General features: G+C 67.5%; 21 protein-coding genes and 2 tRNA genes. 12 read left to right on the forward strand and 11 right to left on the reverse strand.

Annotation, left to right across the window (positions count from 1 at the left end):
• The first annotated feature begins 35 nt into the window (after window positions 1-35).
• Window positions 36-1,247 (forward strand): ROK family protein, encoded by a 1,212-nt coding sequence (locus ACTHQS_RS04405; protein WP_440166395.1) that lies wholly within the window; start codon window positions 36-38, stop codon window positions 1,245-1,247.
• Between the two features lie 5 nt (window positions 1,248-1,252).
• On the opposite strand, the gene ACTHQS_RS04410 is transcribed toward ACTHQS_RS04405, so the two are convergent.
• Both ACTHQS_RS04410 and ACTHQS_RS04415 read right to left on the reverse strand, forming a co-directional pair.
• Window positions 1,253-2,824, reverse strand: a complete 1,572-nt coding sequence (locus ACTHQS_RS04410) for a Na+/H+ antiporter (protein ID WP_440166398.1) — start codon at window positions 2,822-2,824, stop codon at window positions 1,253-1,255.
• Window positions 2,825-2,842: 18 nt separating this feature from the next.
• Window positions 2,843-3,499 (reverse strand): SDR family oxidoreductase, encoded by a 657-nt coding sequence (locus ACTHQS_RS04415; RefSeq protein ID WP_440166400.1) that lies wholly within the window; start codon window positions 3,497-3,499, stop codon window positions 2,843-2,845.
• A 104-nt stretch (window positions 3,500-3,603) separates the two neighbouring features.
• Here ACTHQS_RS04415 and ACTHQS_RS04420 point away from each other — a divergent pair, with 104 nt between their 5' ends.
• From ACTHQS_RS04420 to ACTHQS_RS04440, 5 genes are read left to right on the forward strand one after another with little or no spacing between them, the layout of a single operon-like run.
• Window positions 3,604-7,314 carry a nitrate reductase subunit alpha gene (locus tag ACTHQS_RS04420; protein ID WP_440166402.1) on the forward strand — a complete coding sequence of 1,237 codons (3,711 nt, stop codon included), beginning with the start codon at window positions 3,604-3,606 and terminating at the stop codon, window positions 7,312-7,314.
• A complete protein-coding gene (gene narH, locus ACTHQS_RS04425) occupies window positions 7,314-9,038 on the forward strand; it encodes a nitrate reductase subunit beta (RefSeq protein WP_440166404.1) in 1,725 nt (574 codons plus the stop codon). The genes ACTHQS_RS04420 and narH overlap by 1 nt, the downstream gene beginning before the upstream one ends.
• An 11-nt stretch (window positions 9,039-9,049) precedes the next feature.
• Window positions 9,050-9,670: a nitrate reductase molybdenum cofactor assembly chaperone gene (gene narJ / locus ACTHQS_RS04430; protein WP_440166667.1), complete on the forward strand. Its 621-nt coding sequence runs from the start codon at window positions 9,050-9,052 to the stop codon at window positions 9,668-9,670.
• 2 nt (window positions 9,671-9,672) lie between these two features.
• Entirely contained in the window at window positions 9,673-10,470 is a 798-nt protein-coding gene (gene narI / locus ACTHQS_RS04435; RefSeq protein ID WP_440166406.1) for a respiratory nitrate reductase subunit gamma, read from the forward strand.
• A 39-nt stretch (window positions 10,471-10,509) separates the two neighbouring features.
• The gene (locus ACTHQS_RS04440) at window positions 10,510-11,730 is read left to right on the forward strand and encodes an MFS transporter (protein ID WP_440166408.1); all 1,221 of its coding nucleotides are present in this window, start codon (window positions 10,510-10,512) and stop codon (window positions 11,728-11,730) included.
• Here the strand turns inward: ACTHQS_RS04440 and ACTHQS_RS04445 are convergent.
• The gene (locus tag ACTHQS_RS04445) at window positions 11,715-12,269 is read right to left on the reverse strand and encodes a dihydrofolate reductase family protein (protein ID WP_440166410.1); all 555 of its coding nucleotides are present in this window, start codon (window positions 12,267-12,269) and stop codon (window positions 11,715-11,717) included. The genes ACTHQS_RS04440 and ACTHQS_RS04445 overlap by 16 nt on opposite strands.
• Window positions 12,270-12,336: 67 nt before the next feature.
• On the reverse strand, window positions 12,337-12,996 hold the full coding sequence (locus ACTHQS_RS04450) for a TetR/AcrR family transcriptional regulator (protein WP_440166412.1): 660 nt from the start codon (window positions 12,994-12,996) through the stop codon (window positions 12,337-12,339).
• Between the two features lie 92 nt (window positions 12,997-13,088).
• On the opposite strand from ACTHQS_RS04450, the gene ACTHQS_RS04455 reads away from it, so the two are divergent.
• Window positions 13,089-13,553 carry a nuclear transport factor 2 family protein gene (locus ACTHQS_RS04455; RefSeq protein WP_440166414.1) on the forward strand — a complete coding sequence of 155 codons (465 nt, stop codon included), beginning with the start codon at window positions 13,089-13,091 and terminating at the stop codon, window positions 13,551-13,553.
• Entirely contained in the window at window positions 13,550-14,449 is a 900-nt protein-coding gene (locus tag ACTHQS_RS04460) for an SDR family oxidoreductase (RefSeq protein WP_440166416.1), read from the forward strand. Before ACTHQS_RS04455 ends, ACTHQS_RS04460 begins: the two co-directional genes overlap by 4 nt.
• A 9-nt stretch (window positions 14,450-14,458) precedes the next feature.
• Here the strand turns inward: ACTHQS_RS04460 and yidC are convergent, their stop codons facing one another.
• The 6 genes from yidC to ACTHQS_RS04490 all read right to left on the reverse strand — a co-directional run bounded on the left by yidC (window position 14,459) and on the right by ACTHQS_RS04490 (window position 20,312).
• The gene (gene yidC / locus ACTHQS_RS04465) at window positions 14,459-15,247 is read right to left on the reverse strand and encodes a membrane protein insertase YidC (RefSeq protein ID WP_440166418.1); all 789 of its coding nucleotides are present in this window, start codon (window positions 15,245-15,247) and stop codon (window positions 14,459-14,461) included.
• Window positions 15,248-15,385: 138 nt separating this feature from the next.
• A complete protein-coding gene (locus ACTHQS_RS04470) occupies window positions 15,386-16,339 on the reverse strand; it encodes a hypothetical protein (protein ID WP_440166420.1) in 954 nt (317 codons plus the stop codon).
• Between the two features lie 313 nt (window positions 16,340-16,652).
• Window positions 16,653-16,729: transfer RNA gene (locus ACTHQS_RS04475), tRNA-Met, on the reverse strand.
• Window positions 16,730-16,789: 60 nt separating this feature from the next.
• Window positions 16,790-16,861, reverse strand: a tRNA-Thr gene (locus ACTHQS_RS04480).
• Window positions 16,862-17,160: 299 nt separating this feature from the next.
• Window positions 17,161-19,251 (reverse strand): DEAD/DEAH box helicase, encoded by a 2,091-nt coding sequence (locus tag ACTHQS_RS04485; protein WP_440166422.1) that lies wholly within the window; start codon window positions 19,249-19,251, stop codon window positions 17,161-17,163.
• Between the two features lie 407 nt (window positions 19,252-19,658).
• Window positions 19,659-20,312, reverse strand: coding sequence for an MOSC domain-containing protein (locus ACTHQS_RS04490; RefSeq protein ID WP_440166424.1), 654 nt, complete (start codon window positions 20,310-20,312; stop codon window positions 19,659-19,661).
• 181 nt (window positions 20,313-20,493) lie between these two features.
• Between ACTHQS_RS04490 and ACTHQS_RS04495 the strand changes: the two genes are divergently transcribed.
• Genes ACTHQS_RS04495 through ACTHQS_RS04510 form a run of 4 tightly spaced genes read left to right on the forward strand, consistent with a single transcriptional unit; the run spans window position 20,494 to window position 25,023 of the window.
• Complete coding sequence (locus tag ACTHQS_RS04495) at window positions 20,494-21,102, forward strand: Tat pathway signal protein (protein WP_440166426.1); 609 nt, start codon at window positions 20,494-20,496, stop codon at window positions 21,100-21,102.
• Window positions 21,103-21,104: 2 nt separating this feature from the next.
• Complete coding sequence (locus tag ACTHQS_RS04500) at window positions 21,105-22,316, forward strand: glutathionylspermidine synthase family protein (RefSeq protein ID WP_440166428.1); 1,212 nt, start codon at window positions 21,105-21,107, stop codon at window positions 22,314-22,316.
• Window positions 22,313-23,806 carry an APC family permease gene (locus ACTHQS_RS04505; protein ID WP_440166430.1) on the forward strand — a complete coding sequence of 498 codons (1,494 nt, stop codon included), beginning with the start codon at window positions 22,313-22,315 and terminating at the stop codon, window positions 23,804-23,806. The genes ACTHQS_RS04500 and ACTHQS_RS04505 overlap by 4 nt, the downstream gene beginning before the upstream one ends.
• Window positions 23,807-23,817: 11 nt before the next feature.
• Entirely contained in the window at window positions 23,818-25,023 is a 1,206-nt protein-coding gene (locus ACTHQS_RS04510; protein ID WP_440166432.1) for an acyl-CoA dehydrogenase family protein, read from the forward strand.
• Window positions 25,024-25,155: 132 nt separating this feature from the next.
• Here the strand turns inward: ACTHQS_RS04510 and ACTHQS_RS04515 are convergent, their stop codons facing one another.
• Complete coding sequence (locus ACTHQS_RS04515) at window positions 25,156-25,926, reverse strand: SDR family oxidoreductase (RefSeq protein ID WP_440166434.1); 771 nt, start codon at window positions 25,924-25,926, stop codon at window positions 25,156-25,158.
• Window positions 25,927-25,940: the final 14 nt, after the last annotated feature.

A 25,940-nucleotide genomic window follows, 5' to 3' on the forward strand; every position in this document is an offset into this window, starting at 1 on the left:
TATTATCTGGTGTTTTGGACAGGAAGGTCAACAGCATGCCTGAACCGGTTCCGGCGACTCCCCAGCTGCTGCGGCGGGTCAGTGCCGGCGCTGTCCTGGAGTTCATGCGCGCCTCGGGAGCGGTGACCGTCACCGACGTCATGGCTGCCACCGGCCTGACGCGGGCTACCACCATCGCTGTCTGCGAGGACCTGGTCCGGCGGGGCTGGATCCAGGAGCTGGAGAACCAGCGGGAGTTCGGCGGGTACCGGAAGGGCCGCCCGGCACGCCGATTCGAGCTCAATGAGCGGGCCGGCGTGGTGCTGGGCATGGACATCGGCTACTCCAAAGTCACCGCGGTGGTATCGGATCTCCGGGGCAAGACCCTTGGCCGGTCCAGCCGCCCCTTCCAGGCCGGGGACGTCAACTCCCGGGAACGCACCGCCTTTATCGACGGCGTGGCCATGGCCGCCCTTGGCTCCGCAGGAGCGGAACCAGGACAGGTGCTGGCCGTGTGCGCGGGGGTCGCCGCGCCGGTGGACCGGCACGGGGACGTAGTGGCCACGCAGACATTCTGGGGGCTGTTCGACGTGGGACTGCGGCCGGCCCTCAAGGAAACCCGCGGCTGGACCGTGCTGCTGGAAAACGACGCCAACCTTGCGGCCCTGGGTGACCGCTGGCAGGGGGCAGCCGCGGGTATTGAAGATGTGGTGGTGATCCTGGCCAGTGAGCGGCTGGGCTCTGGCATTGTGGAGGGCGGCCGGCTGGTCCACGGAACGCGGGGCAGTGCCGGGGAGCTCGCGTACCTGAACCTGGTGGAAGGCGTGGGCGATACCTATGGCATTGCCCACCTGGCCCGGACCTGGGCGGCCGAAGCCCTGGCCACGGACAGCCCCACAGCCCTCCGTGACGTCCAGCCCGGGCGGGTGGAGGCAGAGCAGGTCTTCGCCGCCGCAGCCCAAGGCGATGCCGTGGCGATGGGCATCCTGGACCGGCTGGCGGACAGGATGGCCCGGGTGGTGGGGACCGTGGCCACCATGCTCAACCCCGAGCTGGTGGTAATCGGCGGCGGGGTGGCAGATTCGGCCCACGTGCTCCTTGACCCCATCAGCGAGCGCCTGGCTGAATACACTGCCACCCCCGCACGCGTGGCAGTATCCCCGCTGGGCGATTCCATCGTGACGGTGGGCGCCGTGCGCCGCGCCCTCGATTATGTGGAGGGGAACTCGCTGGACCTGGTGCTGGCGGGGCCCGTTACTCCGGCCTGAACCCGTTACTCCGGCATGACCATGGTCCGCAGGTCCAGCTGACGGAGCACCCGGTCCGCCACCTCCGGGTCCATGTCCGGCTCGTTGCGGGCCGCCACCACTTCCTGCCGCGCCGCGTCAAGCGCGATGGTCTGGACGGCGATGGCCAGCTCACGTCCCCGCTGGCGCTTTTCTGCCAGCGGTTCGTTCCTCAGGCTCCCGTCCGTCAGCTCCGCGTGCAGGCGCCGCATCCGGTCCCTGACCAGCGCCACTTTCTCCGGCGGCAGGTCCGTCATCAGGTCGTGCTGCTTCAGGGCCGCGACCGCCGCTGCCTGCGCACGTGTGGCCAGCAGCCGGACGGCGTCGCGTTCGGCTGTACCGTCCTCGGAGGCCTTGAGGAAACGCATCAACCACGGCAGCGTCAGCCCGGGAAGGACCAGCGTGGCAAGCAGCACCGCGCAGGCAATCACCAGCAGGTAGTCCCGGCCCGGGAAAGGCGTCCCATCCGCCAGGGTGAGCGGCAGGGCCAGGGCCAATGCCAGGGTGGCCAGCCCGCGCATGCCGCACCAGGTCAGGATGAGGACTTCCTTCAGGGACGTGGGCTGCAGGAGGTTCCGGCGGTTGCGGGCGCCAAGGGCCAGGACACCCAGCCACAGGAAGCGGACCGCGAAGACCAGGACGCAGACCACGACGGCCACCCCGATCATGCCGAAGATTTCCGTCCCCTCATCGCGGACCACATGGCGGATTTCCAGCCCCACCAGGCCGAAGGCCAGCCCGGTGACCAGCAGTTCCACCACATCCCAAAAAGCAGTCCGCGTGACGCGTTCGGCCGCGTCCTGCGGGCGGGCGTGGCGCTGCATTTCAAGGGCGGTCACCACCACGGCAATGACACCTGAGGCGTGCACCTCCTCGGCGAGGATGTACGCGGCGAAAGGCACCACCAGGGTCACAGCGCTGCGGGCCACCATGGATGTGACCAGCCGGGTGACCAGGGCGATCAGCCAGCCCATGGCGATGCCCACCAGGACGGCAAGTGCCGCGCCCACCAGGAACTGCAGGACGACGTCGGCCTGCACCCTGGTGCCGCCCACGGCGGCGGCCACGGCCGCCTGGAAGATCACGATGGCGGCGGCGTCGTTGAATAGTCCCTCGCTTTGAAGGACCGTGATCAGGCGGCGCGGCATGTGCACCCGGCCCGCCACCGACTCCACGGCCACAGGATCCGGGGGCGCCACCATGGCCCCGAGGGCGATGGCCGCGGGAACCCCTATGCCGGGAATCATCAGCCACGCCGCGCCGGCCACAACCGCCGTGGTGATGACCACCAGGGCCACGGCCATCAGGAGCAGCGTGCGCCACCGGACCCGGAACACCGCCCACGAACTCCGCTGGGCGGTGGCAAACAGCAATGGCGGCAGGAAGATGGGCAGGATGAGCTCTGGGGCAATCTCCAGGTCAGGAAAGCCCGGGATGAAGGTCAGCGCCACTGCCAGGAGGAGCATCAGGACCGGGTACGGCAGCTTCAGCCTGTCCCCCAGGCCCACAGCCACCACCGTGGCCAGCAGCAGTCCGATGATGAGGGCGAGCTGGTCCATGAGCCGCTTCCCCGGCGGTTACGGGCGCGGTTCCAGGGCCGCCGCCACGGGCAGCGTGCCGTCGCGGAATTCGATGGTCCGGCCGGCGGTCTGGGGCAGGTCCAGCACGGCTGCTGCCACGATGGCCGTATTGGCACGGGAGGTGTCCCGGTCCCCTTCCGGCGAAGGGTCGACGTCGATCAGTCCCGTTCCGGGCTTGTCCGTCAGTGCGCCAGGGCCAAGGATGGTCCAGGCCAGCCCGGTGCCGCGCAGGTACTCGTCCGCTGCCGCCTTGGCCTCCGCGTACGCAAAGAAGCTGTTGTCCTCCGGCACCCCGTGGTCCGTACCGGCACCGAAGTAGGACACCATGACGTACCGGTTCACCCCGGCCTGGACAGCGGCATCCATGGAGCGGATGGCGGCATCCCTGTCCACGGCGTAGGTGCGCTCCGGGCTGCCGCCCCCTGCGCCGGCGGACCAGACCACGGCGTCGTGTCCGGCGAGGGCCCCGGCGATGGCCTCGGTCGTCGAATTCTCCACGTCCAGCACGGCCGGCGTTGCGCCGGTGCCGGCGACGTCGCCGGCGTGGTCCGGATTGCGGATGAACGAGGTGACGGAGTGGCCCTCGCCGGTGAGGAGTGCGGACAGGAGAAGGGCCACTTTGCCGTGGCCGCCGATGATGGCGATGCGTGTCATGCACCCATTCTGCCTTCCCGGCACCTGCACGCTGAAGCCATTTGGCCCTGAACAGGGCCTTTGTGCCCTATCCCGCCTTTAAAGCGCCTGCCTAGCTTGGGGGCATGGCTGCCGGACCCCATGCGGGGCTAGATGGACCCGCATCAGAAGCAATGTTGAAGCTGGGCCGTTTCTTCACGAGGTGGGACCAGACAGAGGACGGCAGGGCGGTGTTCCGGGAGGGCGGCCGCAAGGGTGACATCTTTTATCGCGACCGCTGGAGCCATGACAAGGTGGTCCGCTCCACGCACGGGGTGAACTGCACCGGTTCGTGCTCCTGGAAGGTGTACGTCAAGGACGGCATCATCACCTGGGAGTCGCAGCAGACGGACTACCCGTCCGTGGGCGCGGACAGCCCGGAGTATGAACCAAGAGGCTGTCCCCGCGGGGCGGCCTTTTCCTGGTACACCTACTCCCCCACCCGCGTCCGCTTTCCATATGCCCGCGGAGTCCTGGTGGAGATGTACCGGGAGGCCAAAGCCCGGCTGGGCGATCCAGTGCTGGCCTTTGCAGAGATCGCTGCCGACCCGGAAAAGCGGCGGCGCTACCAGCAGGCCCGCGGCAAGGGCGGCCTGGTGCGCGTCTCCTGGCAGGAAGCCATCGAGATTGCCGCCGCAGCCCACGTGAACACCATCAAAACGTACGGCCCGGACCGCTGCGCGGGCTTCTCCCCCATCCCGGCCATGTCCATGGTGTCCCACGCGGTGGGGACCCGCTTCATCCAGCTCATCGGCGGGGTGATGACGTCCTTCTACGACTGGTACGCCGACCTTCCCGTCGCCAGCCCCCAGGTGTTCGGCGACCAGACCGACGTTCCCGAATCCGGAGACTGGTGGGACGCCCGCTACCTCATGATGTGGGGTTCCAACGTTCCGGTCACGCGCACCCCGGATGCGCACTGGATGACCGAGGTCCGGTACCGCGGCACCAAGGTGGTCACCGTCAGCCCCGACTACGCGGACAACACCAAATTCGCAGACGAATGGCTCCCGGCGCAGGCCGGAACCGATGCTGCACTGGCCATGGCCATGGGCCACGTCATGCTGAAGGAATCCTTCGTGGACCGGCAGGTGCCGTTCTTCACCGACTACGTGAAGCAGTACACGGACCTTCCCTTCCTGGTCAGGCTGGAGAAGACCGACGACGGCGCCCTCACGCCGTCGAAGTTCCTCACCGCCCTCGACGTCCCCGGGGAGTCCACGGCTGAGGATGCGGCGTTCCGCACCGTCCTGTTCGACAAGGCCGCGGGGCGGCCGGCGGTCCCCAACGGGTCGATGGGGTTCCGGTACTCGGGCAGCGGCGAAGGCAAGTGGAACCTGGACCTTGAGGGGATGGAGCCCGCCCTGTCCCTCCGGGAAGTGTCCGGGGAGAGCGCCGAAATCCTGCTCCCCTGTTTCGAGGACGCAGGCGGCGAAGGCAGCATCCTCCGCAGGGGTGTCCCGGTCATGGAGGTGGACGGCCAGCTGGTGACCACCGTGTTCGACCTGATGCTTGCCCAGTACGGCGTGGGCAGGGACGGCCTGCCCGGCGAGTGGGCGGCCGGCTACGACGACGCCGCCACCCCTTACACACCGGCCTGGCAGGAGGAGATCACCAGCGTCCCTGCCCAGGCCTGCATCCGGGTGGCTCGGGAGTTCGCCCGCAATGCAGAGCAGTCGCAGGGCCGCTCCATGATCATCATGGGCGCGGGCATTTGCCAGTGGTTCCACGGTGACACCACGTACCGGGCGGTGCTGGCCCTGGTGATGCTCACCGGCTGCATGGGCCGCAACGGCGGGGGCTGGGCGCACTACGTGGGCCAGGAAAAGACCCGGCCAATCACCGGCTGGGTGTCCCTGGCCAATGCCCTGGACTGGTCACGGCCGCCGCGGACCATGACCGGCACCAGCTACTGGTACATGCACACGGACCAGTGGCGGCAGGACGGGTACTCCGCCGACGCCCTCAAATCCCCTCTGTCCACCGGAAAGCTGGACGGCATGCACACGGCGGACGCCATCGCCCAGTCCGCCCGGCTGGGCTGGATGCCTTTCTACCCGCAGTTCGACCGCAACCCCCTGGACGTGGCCGATGAGGCGGAGGCCGCCGTGGCCGCCGGGACCGCCGCCGACGCACCTTCCTACATCGCCGAAGCGCTGAAGAACCGCTCCCTCAACCCTGCCATCGAGGACGTGGACGCCCCGGCCAACTGGCCGCGGACCCTGGTGCTGTGGCGGTCCAACCTCTTCGGTTCATCCGCGAAGGGCAACGAGTATTTCCTCCGCAACCTGCTGGGAACCCACAACAACGTCCTGGGCGGGGACAGCGCAGAGGAACTCAAGCCCCGGGACGTGGCCTGGCACCAGGAAGCGCCGGAGGGGAAACTGGACCTCCTGGTCTCCGCCGACTTCCGGATGACGTCCACCACGCTGCTGTCCGACGTCGTGTTCCCGGCCGCCACCTGGTACGAAAAGCATGACCTTTCCTCCACGGATATGCACCCGTTCGTGCACGCCTTCAGCCCCGCAATCGACCCGCCGTGGGAAACCAAGACGGACTTCGACACCTTCCACCTCCTGGCCCGGGAATTCTCCCGGCAGGCAAAAACCCACTTGGGCGTCCGCCGCGACCTCGTCAGCATCCCGCTGCAGCACGACACCCCGGGCCAGCTCGCCCAGCCCGGCGGCCGGGTCCGCGACTGGCGGGACCCGGACATCCCTGCGGTGCCGGGGCAGAATATGCCCGTCTTTTCCGTGGTGGAGCGGGACTACACGGCCATCGCGGACAAGCTCGCCGCCGTCGGGCCCCTGGCCGACAAACTGGGCTTCACCGTCAAGAATGTCACCTACAAAATGGCCGAACCGTTGGCCCGCCTCAGCCATGCCAACGGCGTGATGCTGGGCGGCGCGGCGGACGGCCGGCCGGCCATGGACACCGATTCAAAAATGGCGGAAGCAATCCTGGCGTTCTCCGGCACCACCAACGGCGCCTTGTCCGTGCAGGGCTTCAAGGACCTGGAGGTCCGCACCGGAAGGAAGCTGGCGGACCTGGCGGAGGGCTCGGAGGAAAAGTTCATCACCTTCGCCCAGACCCAGGCAGGTCCGGTCCCCGTGATCACGTCCCCGGAGTGGTCCGGCTCCGAGACCGGAGGGCGGCGGTACGCCCCGTTCACCATCAACATCGAACGGCTCAAACCCTTCCACACCCTCACCGGCAGGATGCATTTCTTCCTGGACCACGACTGGATGATCGACATCGGCGAGGCCCTGCCCATCTACCGGCCGCCGCTGGACATGCACCGGTTGTTCGGCGAACCGCGGCTCGGCTCGGACGGCGCCATGGAGGTGACGGTCAGGTACCTGACACCGCACTCGAAGTGGTCCATCCACTCCGAATACCAGGACAACCTGCTGATGCTGTCCCTGTCCCGCGGCGGACCGACCGTCTGGATGAGCCCGGCCGACGCCGACGCCATCAAGGTCCGGGACAACGACTGGGTGGAGTGCACCAACGTCAACGGCGTCCTGGTGGCACGCGCGATCGTCAGCCACCGCATGCCGGCAGGCGTGGTCTACGTCCACCACGCCCAGGAACGCACCATCGATGTCCCGAAATCGGAGGCGACCGGCCGGCGCGGCGGAATCCACAACTCCGTGACCCGGCTGCTGGTGAAACCCTCGCACCTGGCCGGCGGCTACGCGCAGCTGGCGTACGCGTTCAACTACCTTGGCCCCACCGGAAACCAGCGCGACATGGTGGCCACGGTGCGCCGCCGCTCGCAGGAGGTGCAGTACTGATGCGTGTGATGGCCCAAATGGGCATGGTGATGAACCTGGACAAGTGCATCGGGTGCCACACGTGCTCCGTGACCTGCAAGCAGGCATGGACCAACCGTGCCGGCATGGAGTACGTGTGGTTCAACAACGTGGAGACCCGGCCCGGGCAGGGTTACCCCCGCCGTTATGAGGACCAGGACCGCTGGTACGGCGGCTGGACCCTGAACCGCCGCGGCAAGCTGACGCTGAAGGTCGGCGGCAGGGTCAAGAAGTTGTTCGGCATCTTCGCCAGCCCTGTCCAGCCGGAGCTCAAGGACTACTACGAGCCCTGGACCTACGACTACAAGACCCTGGTGGACGCACCCCTGGGCGACGACTTCCCCGTGGCCCGGCCCAAGTCCCTGATCACCGGTGAAGACACTAAGATCACCTGGTCCGCGAACTGGGATGACAACCTGGGCGGCTCGCAGGACCACGGCCACCTGGATCCCATCGTGGAGAAGGTCCGGCGCGAGTCAGAGGACAAGATCAAGTTCGCCTATGAGCAGACCTTCATGTTCTACCTGCCCCGGATCTGCGAGCACTGCCTGAACCCGTCCTGCATGGCGTCCTGCCCGTCGGGCGCCATCTACAAGCGGGTGGAGGACGGGATCGTGCTGGTGGACCAGGACCGCTGCCGCGGCTGGCGCCAGTGCGTCACCGGCTGCCCTTACAAGAAGATCTACTTCAACCACAAGACCGGCAAGGCCGAGAAGTGCACGTTCTGCTACCCCCGCGTGGAGGTTGGCCTGCCGACCGTCTGCTCCGAAACATGCGTGGGCCGGCTGCGCTACCTGGGGTTGTTCCTGTACGACGCCGATGCCGTCACTGCGGCAGCGTCCGTCACCGACCCGCAGGACCTCTACGACGCCCAGATGGATGTGCTGCTGGACCCCCACGACCCGCGCGTCCAGGCCGAGGCCAGGGCGCAGGGCATCCCGGAGGACTGGCTGGACGCGGCCCGCCGGTCCCCCGTCTACGCCCTGGCCAAGGTCTACAAGGTGGCGCTGCCGCTGCACCCGGAGTACCGCACCATGCCCATGGTCTGGTACGTGCCGCCGCTCTCCCCGGTGGTGGACCTGCTGCGGGACCAGGGCCACGACGGCGAGGACACCGGCAACCTGTTCGGCGCCATCGACGCCCTCCGGATCCCGGTGGAGTACCTCGCCGAACTCTTCACCGCCGGGGATACGGAACGGGTCACCGCCGTCCTGCGGAAGCTTGCGGCCATGCGTTCCTTCATGCGCGGCATCAGCATGGGCGAGGACCCCGACGAGTCCATCCCGGAGGCGGTGGGCATGGACGGGCAGACGATGTACGACATGTACCGGCTGATGGCCATCGCCAAGTACAGCGAGCGCTACGTCATTCCCACAGCCCACGTGGAGCAGGCCCACGACCTGGAGGAGCTGGGCTGTTCGCTGGATTTCGACGGCGGACCGGGCATGCAGGATTCAGCACCGTTCGGCGAGGCGAGCGGCAGGCCCGTCCCGGTGGCCGTGGACACGTTCAACGCGCTGCGGGACCGGCAGAGCTCGGACACCATCGCGGCAGGAACAAGCCTGCGCGGGAGGGTGAACCTGTTGAACTGGGATGGCCGCGGCGCACCTCCCGGACTCTTCCCGGACAAGGATTACCCGGACAGGCATTCCCCGGACGGCGGCCCGGCCCCGGACACCCTTGCCGGTGCCGAGGACCAACAGTGAACCGGCCAGCCATGACCCGCCGCGACCAGGTGGTCTACCTTGCCGCGGCCTGGTGCCTGTCCTACCCGGACGAGGAACTGGTGGAGCGGGTTCCCCTGGTCCGGGCCGCGCTGTCCGAATTTCCCGGCGCCCTGCCCGGGTTCGCGCCGGTGCTGGACCTGCTGGCAGCCACCCCGCCCATGGAACTGCAGGCCCAGTACGTCCGGGAATTCGACCTCGGCAGGCGGCATGCCCTGCACCTGAGCTACTGGACGGACGGGGACACCCGCCGCCGCGGAGAAGTGCTGGGCCTCTTCAAGGAGGCCTACCGGCACAGCGGTGTCCTGGTGGACCTGGACGGGGAACTCCCGGACTACCTGCCCATGGTGCTGGAATTCGCGGCCCGGGTTGATGGGGCCGCCGGACGCGAACTGCTGCAGCGCTACCGGGCCAGCCTTGAGATGCTCCGGCTCGGGCTGCTGCGGGACAACCTGCCGCACAGCGGGATCCTGGCGGCCATCTGCGCCACGCTGCCCGGAAAGTCACCGCAGGACGAGCAGGAAGTGATGCGCATGGCCGGATACGGACCACCCACCGAAAGCGTGGGGCTCGACCCCTATGACCCGCGGCTGCTGCCCGTCAGGAGGGGCTGACCATGCGGGCACTCGGGGCGATGCTCGAGACGGAGCCGGGAGCCGCCGTCGTCGTTAACACCTGGGACACCGTCCTGTGGGGCGTGCTGCCCTACGTCATGGCGGTGGTGCTGGTGGGCGGGCTGGTGTGGCGGTACCGGTACGACCAGTTCGGCTGGACCACCAGGTCCTCCCAGCTGTATGAATCCCGGCTCCTGCGGATCGCTTCCCCGCTGTTCCACTTCGGGCTGCTGGCCGTCATCGCCGGGCATTTCTTCGGCCTGGTGATTCCGATGGCCTGGACGGCGGCGGCGGGCATGAGCCAGGAGTTCTACCACTTCAATGCCCTGCTGGTGGGCGGCATCGCCGGTGTGGGAACGCTGGGCGGAATTGCGCTGCTGATCTACCGGCGGCGCACCACGGGGCCGGTGTTCATGGCCACCACCAAGAACGACAAGACCATGTATGTGGTGCTGACTGCTGCCATCGTGTTTGGCCTGTGGACCACGCTGGCCAGCGTGTTCGAGGGCGAACACGGGCACAACTACCGGGAAACGGTGGCGCCGTGGTTCCGGTCGCTGTTTATCTTCCAGCCGGATATTGCGGCGATGGCGGCCGCGCCGTTCTCCTTCCACCTGCACACGCTGGTGGGGATGGCGCTGTTCGTCATCTGGCCGTTCACGCGGCTGGTGCACGCCTTTACCGCGCCCCTGCACTACCTGTTCCGCCCATACATCGTTTACCGGTCACGGGACAGGGAGACCAAGGGCCGGGGCTGGTCCGCCGTGGGCACGCCGGACAGGGACACGCGCAACCGCTGACCGGCGGTGCGTTTTGGATGATGTGGTGAGGAGCAAGCAGTGGCCGGAACAACCTCAACGCCAGTGACCGGCAGGGCGCTGAACCTGGCGCTGGCCACGGCGGCGTCGGTGGCAGGATTCTGGGCGTGGAACTCGGTGGCCACACTGGGTGCCTTCTACACCCAGAACCTGTCCCTGACGCCGGCCACCACGGGGATCCTGGTGGCCATGCCGGTGTTCGTCGGTTCGCTGGGACGGATCGTAGTGGGCACGCTCACGGACAAGTACGGCGGCAGGGCCATGTTCACCTTTGTCCTGCTGGCCGCCATCCCGCCCATCCTCCTGGTGTCCGTGGGCGGCCTCATCAGTTCCTTTGCGCTGGTGCTGGGGGCGGGGCTGCTGCTCGGCGTGGCGGGGACGGTGTTCGCCGTGGGGATCCCGTTCGTCAGTGCCTGGTACGAACCGGCACGCAGGGGCTTCGCCACCGGCGTCTTTGGCGCCGGCATGGGCGGGACGGCGCTGGCTGCTTTCCTGAATCCGCGGCTGGTGGCCGCGATCGGGTACTTTCCCACCCACCTGCTGATCGCCGGGGTCCTGGCCGCGATGGCGGCACTGGTCTGGTTTGTCATGAAGGAATCACCGGGCTGGGCCCCCAACCACGCGCCCGTGCTGCCCAAACTCCTGGACGCGGCCAGGACGGCCGTCACGTGGAAGATGTGCTTCCTGTACGCAGTTGTCTTTGGTGGCTTCGTGTCGTTCGCCACCTACCTGCCCACCTACCTGCGCGACGTCTACAGCTTCGATCCTGCCGGCGCCGGCGCCCGGACGGCCGGATTTGCCCTGGCCGCCGTCCTGGCCCGTCCCGTTGGCGGGGTGCTGGCGGACAAGCTGGGCTCCAAGCCCGTGGTGCTCGTGGCGCTGGCTGCCGTCGCGGTCCTGGGCTGGGTGGTGAACCTGCGGCCCGACGGCGAGGTTCCCGCAGGTGCCACGTTCGTTGCCATGGCTGCGGCGCTGGGGCTGGGGACGGGCGGGGTGTTCGCGTGGGTTGGTGTCCTGTCCCCGGCAGGAAAAGTGGGCAGCATCAGCGGCATCGTCAGCGCGGCGGGCGGCCTGGGCGGCTATTTTCCCCCGCTGGTCATGGGCGCAACCTACGACGCCGCGACGCGCAGCTATTCGATCGGGCTGCTCCTGTTGGTGGGAACAGCCCTGGTGGCCCTCCTGTTCACCCTGCTCGCGGTCCAGCCACGGGCCGGGACGGCAGCGGTTCAGCGGGCACGGTAACGCAGGTACACCACCCCGTTGCCGAACCGGCGCTCCTCCAGCAACTCCAGCCGTGCCTTCAGTCCGTCCGGCAGGAAACGCAGGCCGCCGCCGACGGCCACCGGGTTGATGAACAGCTGGCACTCATCCACCAGCCCGGCTTTGAGGGCGTGCGCCGCGAGGGTGGGGCCGCCGATGCTGATGTCCCGGTCGCTGTCCTCCTTGAGGTCCCGCACGGCTTCCGGGAGGAACTGCCGCTCCAGGCGGGTTTTCGGGGTACTGGGGGTGTCCAGCGTGGTTGAGTAGACCACCTTGTCCGCCCCCTGCCAGATGCGGGCATAGTCCTGGATGACCGGCGGCTCATCCCGCGTGTCCATGGTTTCCCAGACCGACATCACCTCATACATCCGGCGGCCCAGGAGGTAGGTGCCCACATCCCGCTCCAGGTCGTTGACGAAAGCGTGGATTTCCTCGTCCGGCGCGGACCAGTTGAAGTTGCCGTCCGTGTCTGCGGTGTAACCGTCCAGGGACATGATTGCGGAGTAGATCAGCTGCGCCATGGGCCCATTCTGCCGGGGGAATCCTGCGGGGAACAGGGACGCGCCGGGGTTTGGCGGCCGGCGCGGGTCACAGCAGGTTTGCCGCCAGGGTCCGGGCAATGAAGGTGCCGTAGCGTTCGGCGGACCATTCCCGCTTGATCACCAGGGTCTCGTAGAGTTCGGCGGCGGTGGAGGTGAACATGATGTCGGCAGCCTCGGCCGTACTGAGGCCGGGCCGGAGGAGCCCCCTGCCCACCAGCTGCCGCGCATTGTGCAGCATCCGGCGGTAACGGGCATCGTCCACGTCACGCAGCAGTGCCGCCATGGAAGCGTCGCCGCTGGCCGCCGCATCCCTGATGAGCAGGTAGACCGGGGCGCCGATAGGACTGATTTCCGTGGTGAACCGGCCGAACCGCTCCATCAGGCGTACCGGGTCCGTTTCCGTTGTCTGGGCGAGATCGGACCTCTGTTCGGCCGGCGGGCCGCCCGCACCAAGGAGGCTCTCCTCGTAAATGGCGCGGACCAGCCCCGCCTTGCTGCCAAAGTTCTTGTAGACCGACTCGGCGGATACCCCGGCAGCACGGGCAATCTGGGCAATCGTCGTCGCCCCAAATCCCTGTGTGAGGAACAGCTCCCTGGCATGCGCCCGGACCCTGTGCAGCGACTCCGCAGCGAGCTGCCGGCGCCGCCGTGCGTCATAACTTCGCCTCGCGGGGCGTTTCCCGGAGGCATTGACTGGGCTCTGCATGCGGTCTTAAACTCCAATCAATACAGCTAACTGTATTTAAATCAATCTAACAGGTGACAGCCTCGCCCGGCGAGGCATCAAGGAGCTTTTCCATGGACACGCCAGACGGCGTGGACCGCCTCCCCGACGGCCCTGTGCGCCGAATGTTTTCCGCAGCCCAGCGGCGCGACCTCGATGCCATGATGGCCGAGTTCGCAGACGACTACGTCAATATCACCCCCAACCACCCCGCCCGCAGCTTCACCGGGAGTGCGCAGGTACGGAAGAACTGGTCCGCGCTGTTCGCAGGGATCCCTGACCTCACCGTGACAGTGTTGGACTCGGCAACCGGCACCGGCACCGGCACCGGCGGCAAAGTATGGGTCGAATGGGGATCGCGTGGCACCCGCCTGGACGGCAGCGCCGTCGAGCAGGCCGGCGTGGCAATCTTCAGCGTCCGTGGCGACCGGATCGTGGCCGTCAGGTTCTACCTGGAGCCTGTCGAAAGGGATACGGCGGACGTGAATGCCGCGGTCCAGGCCGTCACCGGAGCCGGCCCGGAAGGAGCAGGGCCATGATCCTCCTGGTGGGGGCAACGGGTGACCTGGGCGGCCGGGTGGCCCGGCTGCTGCGTGAATCCGGGCAGGATGTCCGCTGCCTGGTCCGGCCCACCACTGACGATTCACCGCTCCGGGCGATCGGCGCGCAGATTGTGCGCGGCGACCTCACCGAACCTGCGACGCTGGCGCCCGCGTGCGAGGGCGTCGAAACGGTGATTGCCACGGCAACGGCGATCACCCGCCGGTTTGCGGGGACCAGTTCCGCCACCATTCGGGACGTCGACGAGGTGGGCATGGGCCATTTTGTTGATGCCGCGGAGGCCGCCGGCGTGCAGCGCTTTGTCTACCTGTCCTTCCCGATCGGCGGCGCCAGGCGGCGGACCCCGCTGGAACAGGCCAAGCTCGCCATTGAGCGGCGCCTGGCGGACTCCCCCATGCGCGCCGTGGTGGTCCGCTCCGACGGCTTGCAGGAAGTCCAACTCAGCCGCGCCGCCCGGTTCGACCTCGCGGCGGGAAAGGCAACCGTCATCGGCAAGGGCGACAACCGCCGTCGGCTGGTATCCAGCGGGGATATTGCCGCCCTCCTCGCCGCTGTGGCGCTGGAGCCCGCTCCGCCGGCACAGATCGACGTGGGCGGACCCGAGCCCCTGACCACGAACGAGATCATTGGGCTGGCAGGGGAACTGTCCCACCGCCCCATGAAGGTGCAGCGCATGCCGCGCCCCGTGGCGCGGCTGGCCACGCTTATGTTGAAACGCAGGAACGACGCCATGGCTTCTGCGCTGGGCGCCGGGTTGTCTTCGGATATCGAGGAGGCCACCTGGGATGACAAACCCCTCCGCCAACGCGGAATCAATCCAAGGTCGGTCACCGACTTCCTGAAGGAGCAGTCGCAGGCGCTGGCCGGCCACTGACCCCCTCGATCAAGGCCGGCGCGACACCAGGAACTGCTGGGCCAGGGTCCAAGCGTTGGAGACCGTCCAGTAGACCAGGACGCCGATGGGGAAGAAGATGCCGCCAACACCGAAGATCAACGGCAGGACATAGAGGAGGACCCGCTGCTGGCGCATCAGGGGACTATCGGCGTCCTGCCCCGCCATGCTCCGCGCCGCCACGAGTTTCTGGGTGAGGAACTGGCAGGCGATCATCACCAGGATCATGACGACGGCGAGCACCGCCACGGCGGCTTGGTCCCCGCCGCCGTGCAACAGGGAGGCGGACAGCGGGGCTCCAAAGATGCTGGAGGAGTCAAACTGGACCACCTGGTCCCGGCCCAGGGCTCCGATTCCTGCGCCTTGGGGCGCGGCGCTGGAGATCCCGGACAGCACCTGGAACAGGGCCAGGAAGAACGGCGCCTGGATCAGGAGCGGCAGGCACGCAGAGAACGGGTTGGTGCCATGTTTCCTGTACAGGGCCATCTGTTCCTGGGCCATGGCCTGCCGCGACGCCTGGTCCGTCCTGCCTTTGTATCTGTCCTGGAGCTCCTTCAGGTCCGGCTGCAGCTGCCGCATCCGGCGCTGGGCCCGGACCTGCGCCAGGAACACCGGGATCAACGCCGCGCGGATCACCAGTACCAGCCCGATGATGGACAGCGTCCAGGTCCAACCGCCTGCCGCGGGCATGCCCGCCGCCCTGAGTCCATCGTGGAAAGCCACCATGATGACGGACACCAGCCACCGGAACGGTTCCATCACCGCCGTGAAAAAGTCCACCGAGTCCCCAATCCGCCAGTTGCTGCCAAGCTACTTCGGATCACCCCGGTTGTCACGGTTAAGCAGCAAGCGGGGGCCGGCGGTTTCGCCGGCCCCCGCTTCGGTCACCACCTGGTTCCGGCGGGCCCGTCCCGTCAGTTACTTCTTCACGAGTGCGTTGCCGTAGCCTGCATCGCATCGGCCGTCATGGATCACTCCTGCGCCCGGCGCCACCACGTAGTCGCTGACCGGGTTGAAGACCGCGGTGTTGATGTTGGTCACCCTGCTGGCGCACTGGTCGGCGGCACCGGAACTGACACCCTTGCCGCCAATCCACATGTCGATCCAGATGGTGGAGTTGGTTCCGTTCGCGTTGGCGCCCTGGTGGCACGGGCCGCCCTGGGGATCGTTGCCATCGCCGCAGGTGTCCTCCACGATGAAGTAGCGGCGGACGTCCGGGAGGTAGATGCGCGTGCCTGCGGGAAAGTCGAGGATGTCCTGCCCCGTAGCCAACGAGTGCCCTACAGCGATGGTGATGGGGTCTTCAAAGGTGCCTGTGCCGCCGGCAGACTGATGCAGCACAGGGTGGCTGATGGTTGCCGACCCGGCAGGGGTGTTGTCGAACCAGGTGTACGCCGTGGTGTACGTGGTGGTGACAATCCGCTCGGAGGACGGCTGGGCCGCGGGCGCCGGGACAGCGGGCGCGGGTGCGGGCTTTGCCGCGGCGGAAGGAATCGTGGCGGGCAAGGGAACTGACGCGGCGGCCTTGCCGGCTGCCGGGGCGCCGGCAGCCACCTTTGCGGCTGCTGCGGCTGCCTGGGCCTCGGTCTTGGCCACCTTCTCCGCAGCTGCGGCTTCTTCGGCTTCCTTGGCCTCAGTGGCCGCCTTCCCGGCCTGGGCTGCCGCGGCAGCCCTGTCGGCGGCAATGCGCTGGGAGGCGCCCACCTGGTCGGGCGGCGTGTCCTTGGAAGTGCTGGCGCTGGCCTCGATGCCGGCGGAGCTAAAGCCCGGCGATGGGGCGGAGGGGTTGGCGGCGCCGGTGACGGTGCCACAGGCGGTTGTGGCAAGGAGTGCCGAGAGCATGCCGGCGGCGAGCAGATGGTTTCTGCGCATGAAAACTGAGCCTCTTCATGGGAGTGCGGATGGGGCAGCGACACCAGGGTGCCCTGCCCGGACAGGGTTACGGTCTGCGGAATGCAAGGCACAGGCCTGGGACTTAGCACACGCAAGAGCGTTCAGGACGCTCCCCCAAGCGTGTGTGCCAACCGGTGACCTAAACGTTACATGCCGCGCAGGGTACGTGCCAATCGGAAGGCACTGAGGCCTCCGGGTCATGGCGTTCCGCATAGACGCTTTTGTGTTTGGGTGGGCCTACTGCAGGCAACGAAAAGACCCCCGGAATCTCGGGGATTCCGGGGGTCTTACTTGGTAGCGGTGGGGAGGCTCGATCTCCCGACCTCACGATTATGAGTCGTGCGCTCTAACCAACTGAGCTACACCGCCACGAATGAGAAAAACCCGCGTCAAGCCGGTCAAACCGCCTTGACGCAGGCCCTCATTCAGAGCCCCCCACCGGAATCGATCCGGTGACCTCGTTCTTACCAAGAACGCGCTCTACCACTGAGCTAGGGGGGCAACGAGTAAATACTCTACCGGAAGATTTCCGCACCAACAAATCGGCGTACCGGGCAGCTTCCGGCCTCCTGGGTACGTCGTCTCCTGGACCGTCTACCCGGATTTTCCGCGGAATTCCGGGGCGGGAGGGCCATGGGCAGCAGGGCGGACGGCGGCGGAAACCGCCTTTCAGAGGCTCCCCGCCTTCATGCCCGGACGGGAATGTGTCCATCCCCACATCCGGCTTCCGGTTAAAGGCCGATGGGCCGGCTCGAAAGCCGGCCCATCGCCGTCGTCAATTCCTCAACCTGCGGAAGGGTTTACCACTTGCCCTTGCGGTTGAAGTCGCGGTGTCCGCTGTCGCCGCCGCTGCGGGGCTTGCGGGAGCCGTCGCCGTGGCCGCCGAAGCGGGAGTCGCCGGACTGGCCGCGGTCGCTGAAGGAACGCTCTGAACGGTCGCTGTACGAACGTCCGCCGCGGTCAGCCGAGGACCGCTCGCCGTCGTTCTTCCGGAATTCCTTCTTGAACCCGCCGTTGCCCTTGAAGTTGCCGCCGCGGTCACCGCCACGGTTGCCCTGGTAGGCGCCTCGGTCACCCGAGGGCTTGCGTCCGTTGTCCAGCTCAAGGTGGATCAGCTCGCCGCCGATCCGGGTGCGGGACAGGGCGCGCAGCTGCTCGGGGCTCAGGTCCGCGGGAAGCTCCACGAGGGAGTGGTCCGAACGGATGTCGATGCCACCGATCTGGGCCGAGGAAATGCCGCCCTCGTTGGCGATGGCGCCCACGATGGAACCCGGCATGACGCGCTGGCGGCGTCCGACGGCGATCCGGTAGGTGGCGTTGCCCTCGGTGAGCGTACGGGTCGGGCCGCGTGAGCCGAAGCCGTCCTTGGAGCGCTCACGCTTCTGGAACTCGGGAGCCGCGGGCAGTTCCTTGACCAGGAGCGGCTGTCCGCCCTGCGCCATAACGGCCAGCGCCGCAGCGATTTCTGCTGCCGGCACCTTGTGCTCTTCCTCGTAGGAAGCGATCAGGTCGCGGAACATCGAGACGTCCTCGGACTCAAGGGTCTCGGTGATGCGCTCGGCAAACTTGCCAAGACGCAGCGTGTTCACGGTCTCGGCGGTGGGCAGGTGCATCTGCTCCACCGGCTGGCGGGTGGCCTTCTCGATGGAACGCAGCAGGTACTTCTCGCGCGGCGTCATGAACAGGATGGCGTCGCCGGAGCGGCCCGCACGGCCCGTGCGGCCGATGCGGTGCACGTAGGACTCGGTGTCATGCGGGATGTCGTAGTTGATCACGTGGCTGATGCGCTCGACGTCCAGGCCGCGGGCGGCGACGTCGGTAGCAACGAGGATATCGATCCGGCCTTCCTTCAGCGCGTCCACGGTACGTTCGCGCTGCTGCTGCGGGATGTCACCGTTGATCGCTGCGGCCTGGAAGCCCCGGGCCTTCAACTTGTCAGCCAGGTCCTCGGTAGCCATCTTGGTCCGCACGAAGGCGATGACGCCGTCGAACTCTTCCACCTCGAGGATGCGGGTCATGGCGTCCAGCTTGTGCGGCCCCATGACCTGCAGGTACCGCTGGCGGGTGTTGGCGCCGGTGGTGGTCTTGGACTTCACCGAGATCTCGGCGGGGTCGTTCAGGTACTGCTTTGACATCCGGCGGATCTGGCTCGGCATGGTGGCGGAAAACAGCGCCACCTGGCGGTCAGAGGGGGTCTGCTGGAAGATCTGCTCAACGTCGTCGGCGAAGCCCATGCGCAGCATCTCGTCGGCCTCGTCCAGCACCAGGTACTGGAGCTCGGACAGGTCCAGGGAGCCCTTGGAGATGTGGTCGATCACGCGGCCGGGGGTACCCACAACCACCTGGGCGCCGCGGCGCAGGCCGGCGAGCTGGGGACCGTAGGCGGAGCCGCCGTAGACGGGCAGGACGGTGAAGTCGTCGATGTGCTTGGCGTAGGAGGTGAAGGCCTCGGCAACCTGGAGGGCCAGCTCGCGGGTGGGGGCCAGGACCAGCGCCTGGGTCTTGCGGGACGGGCCGTTGAGGTCGTGGAGTTCAGCCAAGCGGGACAGTGCCGGCACTGCGAATGCTGCAGTCTTGCCGGTACCGGTCTGGGCCAGGCCAACAACGTCGCGGCCTTCGAGCAGCAGCGGGATGGTTGCTGCCTGGATGGGGGACGGCTTCTCGTACCCGACATCCTGCAGGGCGGCCAGGACGCGGCCGTCGATGCCGAGGTCGGCGAACTTCACGGTGTCGTCGTCTTCCGCGGCTTTGGCCGCAGGAGCCGCCCCAGCTGGGGCTTCGGGTTCGGTGGCAACGGGCTGCTCTGCCGGGGCAGCAGCCTCGGTGAATTCGACGGCGGTGGTCTCAGCGGTTGCCGCTGCGTCGATGGTTTCGTTCTGGTTTTCGGGCATAGAGAGTTATTCCTCATCCATAGGGGGCCAGGCGGCACTACCCGAGGTGAGCGGAGCCGCAGTACACGTGCCGATGGTGCCGGGCAAACATTGACCGGCCGGTCACAGAAGTCCGGCGCTTTCGCAATCCCGTGGCAGGACTTCGCGCTGCATCTCTTGGCTGCTATCCCAGCAGTCTGTACAGCGTTTTCTTTAGCCGGCTCTCCCTATGAAAATGCCCGCATCGCTTGCGCGGGCCCCAACACTTGCCAGTCCTGCCTCAAGAATTGGGCAGGAAAAAGGGATTTCCGGAGTGGGGGATGTTTCAAGTGTAAGGCACGGACGCCGCGGACCGGAAATTGAACGGCCGACGGCGGCGGTGAGCTTGCGCACACACCGCACCCTCCAGCCGCGCTGCTGGGCGGTCCCTACCGTCCCAGCCGCCGCAGCAGTACCCCAAACTTGGTGTGGTACTCGTCCTGGAGCCGGATCTCGCCGTCGTCCTCTGCTCCGCGGAGGGCCTCAATCACGTCCACGTCCGGTTCGCTGAACCATTTGCCAATGGTGATGCCGTGGCGCGGGACGAACGTCCGCTCGATCGTGTCCCCGGCCTGGATGCTGCCCGTGCGGAGGACGCGCAGGTACGTCCCCACCCGACCTTCCTCGGTGAAGCGCTTCACCCACTGCGGTTCCTTCATCCGGCGCTGGAACGTGGCGCACGGGGTGCGCGGGGACGTGACTTCGAGTTCGACGCCGGAGCCCACCGCCCAGCGCTCGCCAATCACTGCGTGGGTGGTTTCGATGCCGGATACCCGCAGGTTCTCCCCGAAGGTGCCCGGCGGCAGTTCCCGCCCCAGGGCAGCGGCCCAGAAGTCCGCGTCGGCCTGCGAGTAGGCGTAGACGGCCTGGTCCTCCCCGCCGTGGTGGGCCCTGTCGGCCTGGATGTCCCCGCGGAGGCCCAGCTTGTGCACCTTGACCGGACCACCGGCCGGGCGCTTATCGATGGCCGTGACGCCAACACTGCTCTGGTCCCCCAGCAGCTGGTGGACGCGGCAGACGGCAAGGACAGAACCGGATTCCATGGCATCAGTCTAGGGTCCCGGGGCACAGCGCCGGCACGCACCCGCAATGGGCAGTTCTCCCCCCCTTGCCGCAGGGCATTCCTGCTCGCAGGCGGCATCGGCAGGGACTACGCTGATTCGAGACTTGCATTTGGGGGTGCAGTGCTGCGCCCAAATCGCGTGACCAATTGAGGGGGACGCCGTGGACTCGAACCAGAAAGACCCAAAAGAGGAACCGGAAACCGGGCCGGCAAACGACGCCGGCAGTGGCGCCGGCAGCACTGCCAAGCCACCGCCCTGGCAGGTCCCCAAACCGGAGCTGCGTCCCGAACTCCTCAACGAGCCCGTCACCCCCGTGGATCCGTTTGCGGGCGAGCGGGAAAAGCAGCTCAACCAGGCGGCAGCCCGCAAGAAGCGCTCGCAGCGCCGCACCGTGGTGGTGGGCCTCGGCGTGACCGCTTTGCTGGCCGGCACCATCACGGCGGTGGTGGCCAGCAATGAGGATGACCCTGAGTACGCACAGGTCTGTTTCAACGACGAAACCGGCGAGCGCGTGGCGGACACCAACTGCGACAGTTCCGCCGGCCGCAGTGGCGGCATCTACGCCTGGTACTTCTACTCCCGCGGGGCAAGCGTTCCCCCCATCGGCCAGAACAGGTCCACCGCACCCAACTACACCCGCAGCGTCCCCACCGGCGCCAAGGCGTCCACGGGCTACAGCAGCAAGGGCGGCACGGTCAGCCGTGGCGGGTTCGGTTCAAGCGCCAAGAGCGGTTCAAGCGGCGGCGGCGGCAAGGTCTCGGGAGGCTGAGGATGAAACGGATGTTGTCTGAGCCCCGGCAGGGCTGGAAGCAGAAGATAGAAGAGCAGGGCCTGGTTTTCTCCACCACCACCATGGATGACGGGCGCCGGATCGAGTACTGGAACGAATCGGCGTACTACGAGTTCACCATGGACGAGGTGGAGACCCTTGAGCTCGTGGCCGAGGACATGCACCGGATGTGCCTCGAGGCAGCCAAGTTCCTGGCCACCGGCGCCATGGGCAGCATCGGCATCGGCCCCCAGGCCTTGGAGCTGGCAGCGGAATCCTTGCAGGCCGGCGACGTGGACGTGTACGGCCGGTTCGACTTCATCTACGACGGCCAGGGCGGCCCGGCCAAAATGCTCGAATACAACGCGGACACCCCCACCGGGCTCATCGAGGCCGCTGTGGCCCAATGGTTCTGGCTGCAGGACGTCCACCCGGAAAAGGACCAGTGGAACGGCATCCACGAGGCGCTGATCCGGCAATGGAAGAAGTTCCAGTACCGCACCGGCATGAGCACCCTGCACGTTGCCCATTCCGAGGTGGAGGAATCCGGCGAGGACTGGATGACCGCTGCTTACATGCGGGACGTGGCCGGCCAGGCCGGGTGGACCACCATCGGCATCAACATGTCCGATATCGGGTGGGACCCCAACCTGAACCGCTTCGTGGACCTGGACAACTTCATGATCAGCACCATCTTCAAGCTCTACCCATGGGAGCTGATGATGAAGGAGGAGTTCGGGCCCCGGCTGCTGGAGCGGGCCCACAACCCGCGCTGGGTGGAGCCGGCCTGGAAAATGCTGCTGTCCAACAAGGCACTGCTCGCCGCTTTGTGGCACCTCTACCCCAACCACCCCAACCTGCTGCCCGCGTACCTCACTGACCCCGGGCCGCTGAAGGAATGGGTGGCCAAGCCCCTGCACGGCCGCGAAGGCGACAACATCCGCATCCACGCGGACGGCATCAGGCTGGAGCAGCCCGGCGGCTACGGCCGCGAGGGCTGGTGCTACCAGCAGTACCACCCCCTCCCGGACTTCGACGGAAACCGTCCCGTCCTGGGCCTGTGGGTGGTTGACGGCGAGTCCGTGGGCTGCGGCATCCGGGAATCGGACGGGCCGGTCACGGACTACTTCTGCCGCTTCGTGCCCAACACCATCGATGCACCGGCGCCGCTTTCGGCGGTGGCCGACTCCACCAAGGCAGGGATCGCCCTATGAGTACGGACATGACGACGGCGGGACCCTCCGGAGGCGGGCCGGGCACCCCGGTGCCTGCCAAGGGACTGCGGGCCGGGATCCTGGATCTGGGCGACTCGGTGATGCTGGGGCTGGCCTCCACCGCGCCGGTATACTCGCTGGCGGCCACCCTGGGCCTGATTGTTGCCGTCAACGGCAACTACACGCCCCTGATCCTGCTGCTGGGTTTCATCCCGGTCCTCTTCATCGCTTACGCCTTCCGCGAGCTCAACAGTGCCATCCCGGACTGCGGCACCACGTTCACCTGGTCCCGCCAGGCCTTCGGCCCCTGGGCCGGCTGGCTGGGCGGCTGGGGCGTGGCGCTGGCCGGGATCGTGGTCCTGGCCAACCTGGCGCAGGTGGCCGGCCAGTACCTGTGGCTGCTGGTGGGCGACGGATCTCTGGCGGAGAACCAATTACTGGTTACCGGCACAGGGCTGGCGTTCATCATCCTCATGACCCTGGTGAACTACCGCGGGATCCGGCTGGGCGAACACGTCCAGCGCGTCCTGACCTATGTCCAGTACATTGCGCTGGGCCTCTTTGCGCTGGCCATTGTGGTGCGGATCGTGGGCGGTGCGCCGGAGGGGCAGGCCTTTGATTTCGAGTGGTTCAACCCTGCAGGCGCCTTCGCCGATCCCGGTGCCGTGGTGCATGGAGCCCTCCTGGCCCTCTTCATCTACTGGGGCTGGGACACCTGCCTTGCCGTGAACGAGGAGACCGAGAACCCGTCCACCACCCCCGGCCGCGGCGCCGTGATCTCCGCCTTCGTGCTGGTGGCGATCTACGTTTCCGTGGCGCTGCTGGTGATGATGTACGCCACGGTGGGCTCCGAGGGGATCGGCCTGGGCAACGAGGCCAACCAGGATGACGTCTTCCTGGCCATGAAGGACGTGGTGCTGGGCCCATGGGGCTGGCTGATCGTCGTCGCGGTTCTGGCGTCCGTCCTCTCCTCCACCCAGACCACCATCCTGCCCACAGCCCGCGGGACCCTCTCCATGGGCGTCCACGGGGCGCTGCCGGCAAAGTTCGCGGAAGTGCACCCGCGAAACCAGACGCCGGGTTTTTCCACCCGGGTGATGGGCGGCGCGGCCGCGGCCTATTACGTGGCCATGAGCTTCCTGAGCGAAAACCTCCTGGCGGACTCCATCAGTGCCATCAGCCTGTTCATCGCGTTCTACTACGCCCTGACCGGCTTCGCCTGCTTCTGGTACTTCCGTGGAACGCTGCGGGAATCGGTGCGCAACCTCTGGTTCCGCGGCATCCTGCCGCTGGCCGGGGCGTTGCTGCTGACCGCGGCGTTCTTCATCTCGGCGGTGCAGATGTGGGACCCGGCCTACGGTGACACCCAGATCTTCGGCGTCGGCGGCGCTTTTGTCAGCGGCGTGCTGCTGCTGGCGCTCGGTGTGGTCCTCGCCGTCGTCTGCCGTTTCCTGCCCGCCACCCGCGGCTACTTCCTGGCGGCGAAATGACTGGTGAAGAAATGACTGGTGAACAGATGCCTGGTGAAGCCGTGACCGGCGGTCCGTCCGATGTCCTGGACCTCGACTCCCTGCTGTCCGCGGAGGAACTGGAGCTCCGGCAAAAGGTCCGCGACTTCACCCACCAGCGGATCAGGCCGGACATCGCCCGCTGGTACGAGGACGCCGTCTTCCCCCTCGACCTGGCGACCGAGCTGGGTGAGCTGGGCGTGCTGGGGATGCATCTGGAGGGTTATGGCTGCCCGGGCCGGTCCGCCGTCGAATACGGCCTTGCCGCCATGGAACTGGAGGCCGGCGACTCAGGCATCCGCACCTTCGTGTCCGTCCAGGGTTCACTGGCCATGACCGCCATCCACACCTGGGGCTCCGAGGAGCAGAAGCAGGAGTGGCTGCCGCGCATGGCAGCGGGTGAGGTGATCGGCTGCTTCGCCCTGACCGAGCCCACGGCCGGCTCGGACCCCGCCGCCATGGCCACCTCCGCGGTCCGGGACGGCAGCGGGGACGACGCCGGCTGGGTGCTCAACGGCGCCAAGCGCTGGATTGGGCTGGCGTCCGTGGCCGGCGTCATGGTGGTGTGGGCCATGACGGACGACGGCGTTCGCGGCTTCCTGGTCCCCGCCGGAACCCCAGGCGTCACAGCCACGCCCATCGAGCAGAAGCTGTCCATGCGCGCCTCCATCCAGTGCGACGTGGTGTTCGACGGCGTCCGGCTGGGCTCCGAGGCCCTGCTGCCGGGTGCGCGGGGGCTGCGCGGCCCGTTCACCTGCCTCAACGAGGCCCGGTACGGGATCGCCTGGGGCGCCATGGGAGCCGCCCGCGATTCCTACGAGGCAGCACTGGCATACTCGCTGGACCGGCTGCAGTTCGGCAAGCCGCTGGCGGGCTACCAGCTCACGCAGCAGAAGCTGGTGAACATGCTGGTGGAGATCCAGAAGGGCACCCTGCTGGCGCTGCACCTGGGCCGGCTCAAGGACGCGGGAACCCTCCGGCCCGAGCAGATCTCGCTGGCCAAGCTGAACAATGTCCGCGAGGCCATCAAGATCGCCCGTGAAGCCCGCTCCATCCTGGGCGGCAACGGCATCACCACCGACTACTCACCGCTGCGGCACGCCGCGAACCTCGAATCGGTCCGGACCTATGAGGGAACCGACGAGGTGCACACCCTGGTCCTGGGCCGGCACATCACCGGACTCAACGCCTTCCACTGAGCGCGAGTTGTTCCCCACCCGCCCCTAGCCTCGCAAGCTCGGCCAGGGAACCCTGCGGGCGTGGGCCCCACGGCAGTGAACCGGCCACACATTGCCGCTAAATGCCAACTCGGCGGGGTGGCGGTGCAGCGCTCAGGCGGAGAAGCCGCCGTCGGCCTTGATCAGCTGCCCGGACACCCACCGCCCGGCCGGCGAAAGCAGGAAGGCCACGGTCCCGGCAACGTCCGCCGGGGTGCCCAGGCGGCCGGTGGGCTGCTGCGCGGTGAGCTCTTCGCGGACCACTGGAGTCATCCAGCCCGTGTCCACGGGCCCCGGGTTGAGGACGTTCGCGGAGATTCCCTGCGGGCCCAGCTCCCGGGCGGCGGCAATCACGATCCGGTCCAGCGCCCCCTTCGAGGCCCCGTAGGGAAGGTTGAAGGCTGTGTGGTCACTGGTCAGCGCAACGATCGCGCCGCCGTCGTCCGTTGCCTGCCGCGCGAACGCTGCAATCAGCTGCCAGCTGGCGCGGGTGTTGACGGCGAAGTGCCGGTCGAAGGATTCAATGGTGGTGTCCAGCACGCCGGAGTCCACTGATTCGGCATGGCTGAGCACCAGGCCCTGCAGCGGTCCGGCCAGCTGGGCGGACTCCGCCACGAGCCGGTCCGGGACGCCTGGATCCTGGAGATCGGCCGACAGGACATGGGCCTGGGCGCCAATGGCTTCCAGCTCCGCGGTCAGGCGGACCACGTCTTCCGGTGCGCTGCCCCACGGCATGCGGGCGTCGTAGCCGGCCCAGTAGGACAGGACCAGGTCCCAGCCGTCCGCCGCGAGCTGGCGGGCAATTCCCGCGCCGATGCCGGCCAGCCTGCCCACGCCGGTGACCAGGGCAACAGGGCGGGCAGGGGCGGGTGTGAGCGGTTCCATCCGACCAGCCTAGC

Origin of the sequence: Arthrobacter sp. SAFR-044, assembly GCF_051965175.1 — a bacterium.
GTDB lineage: Bacteria > Actinomycetota > Actinomycetes > Actinomycetales > Micrococcaceae > Arthrobacter.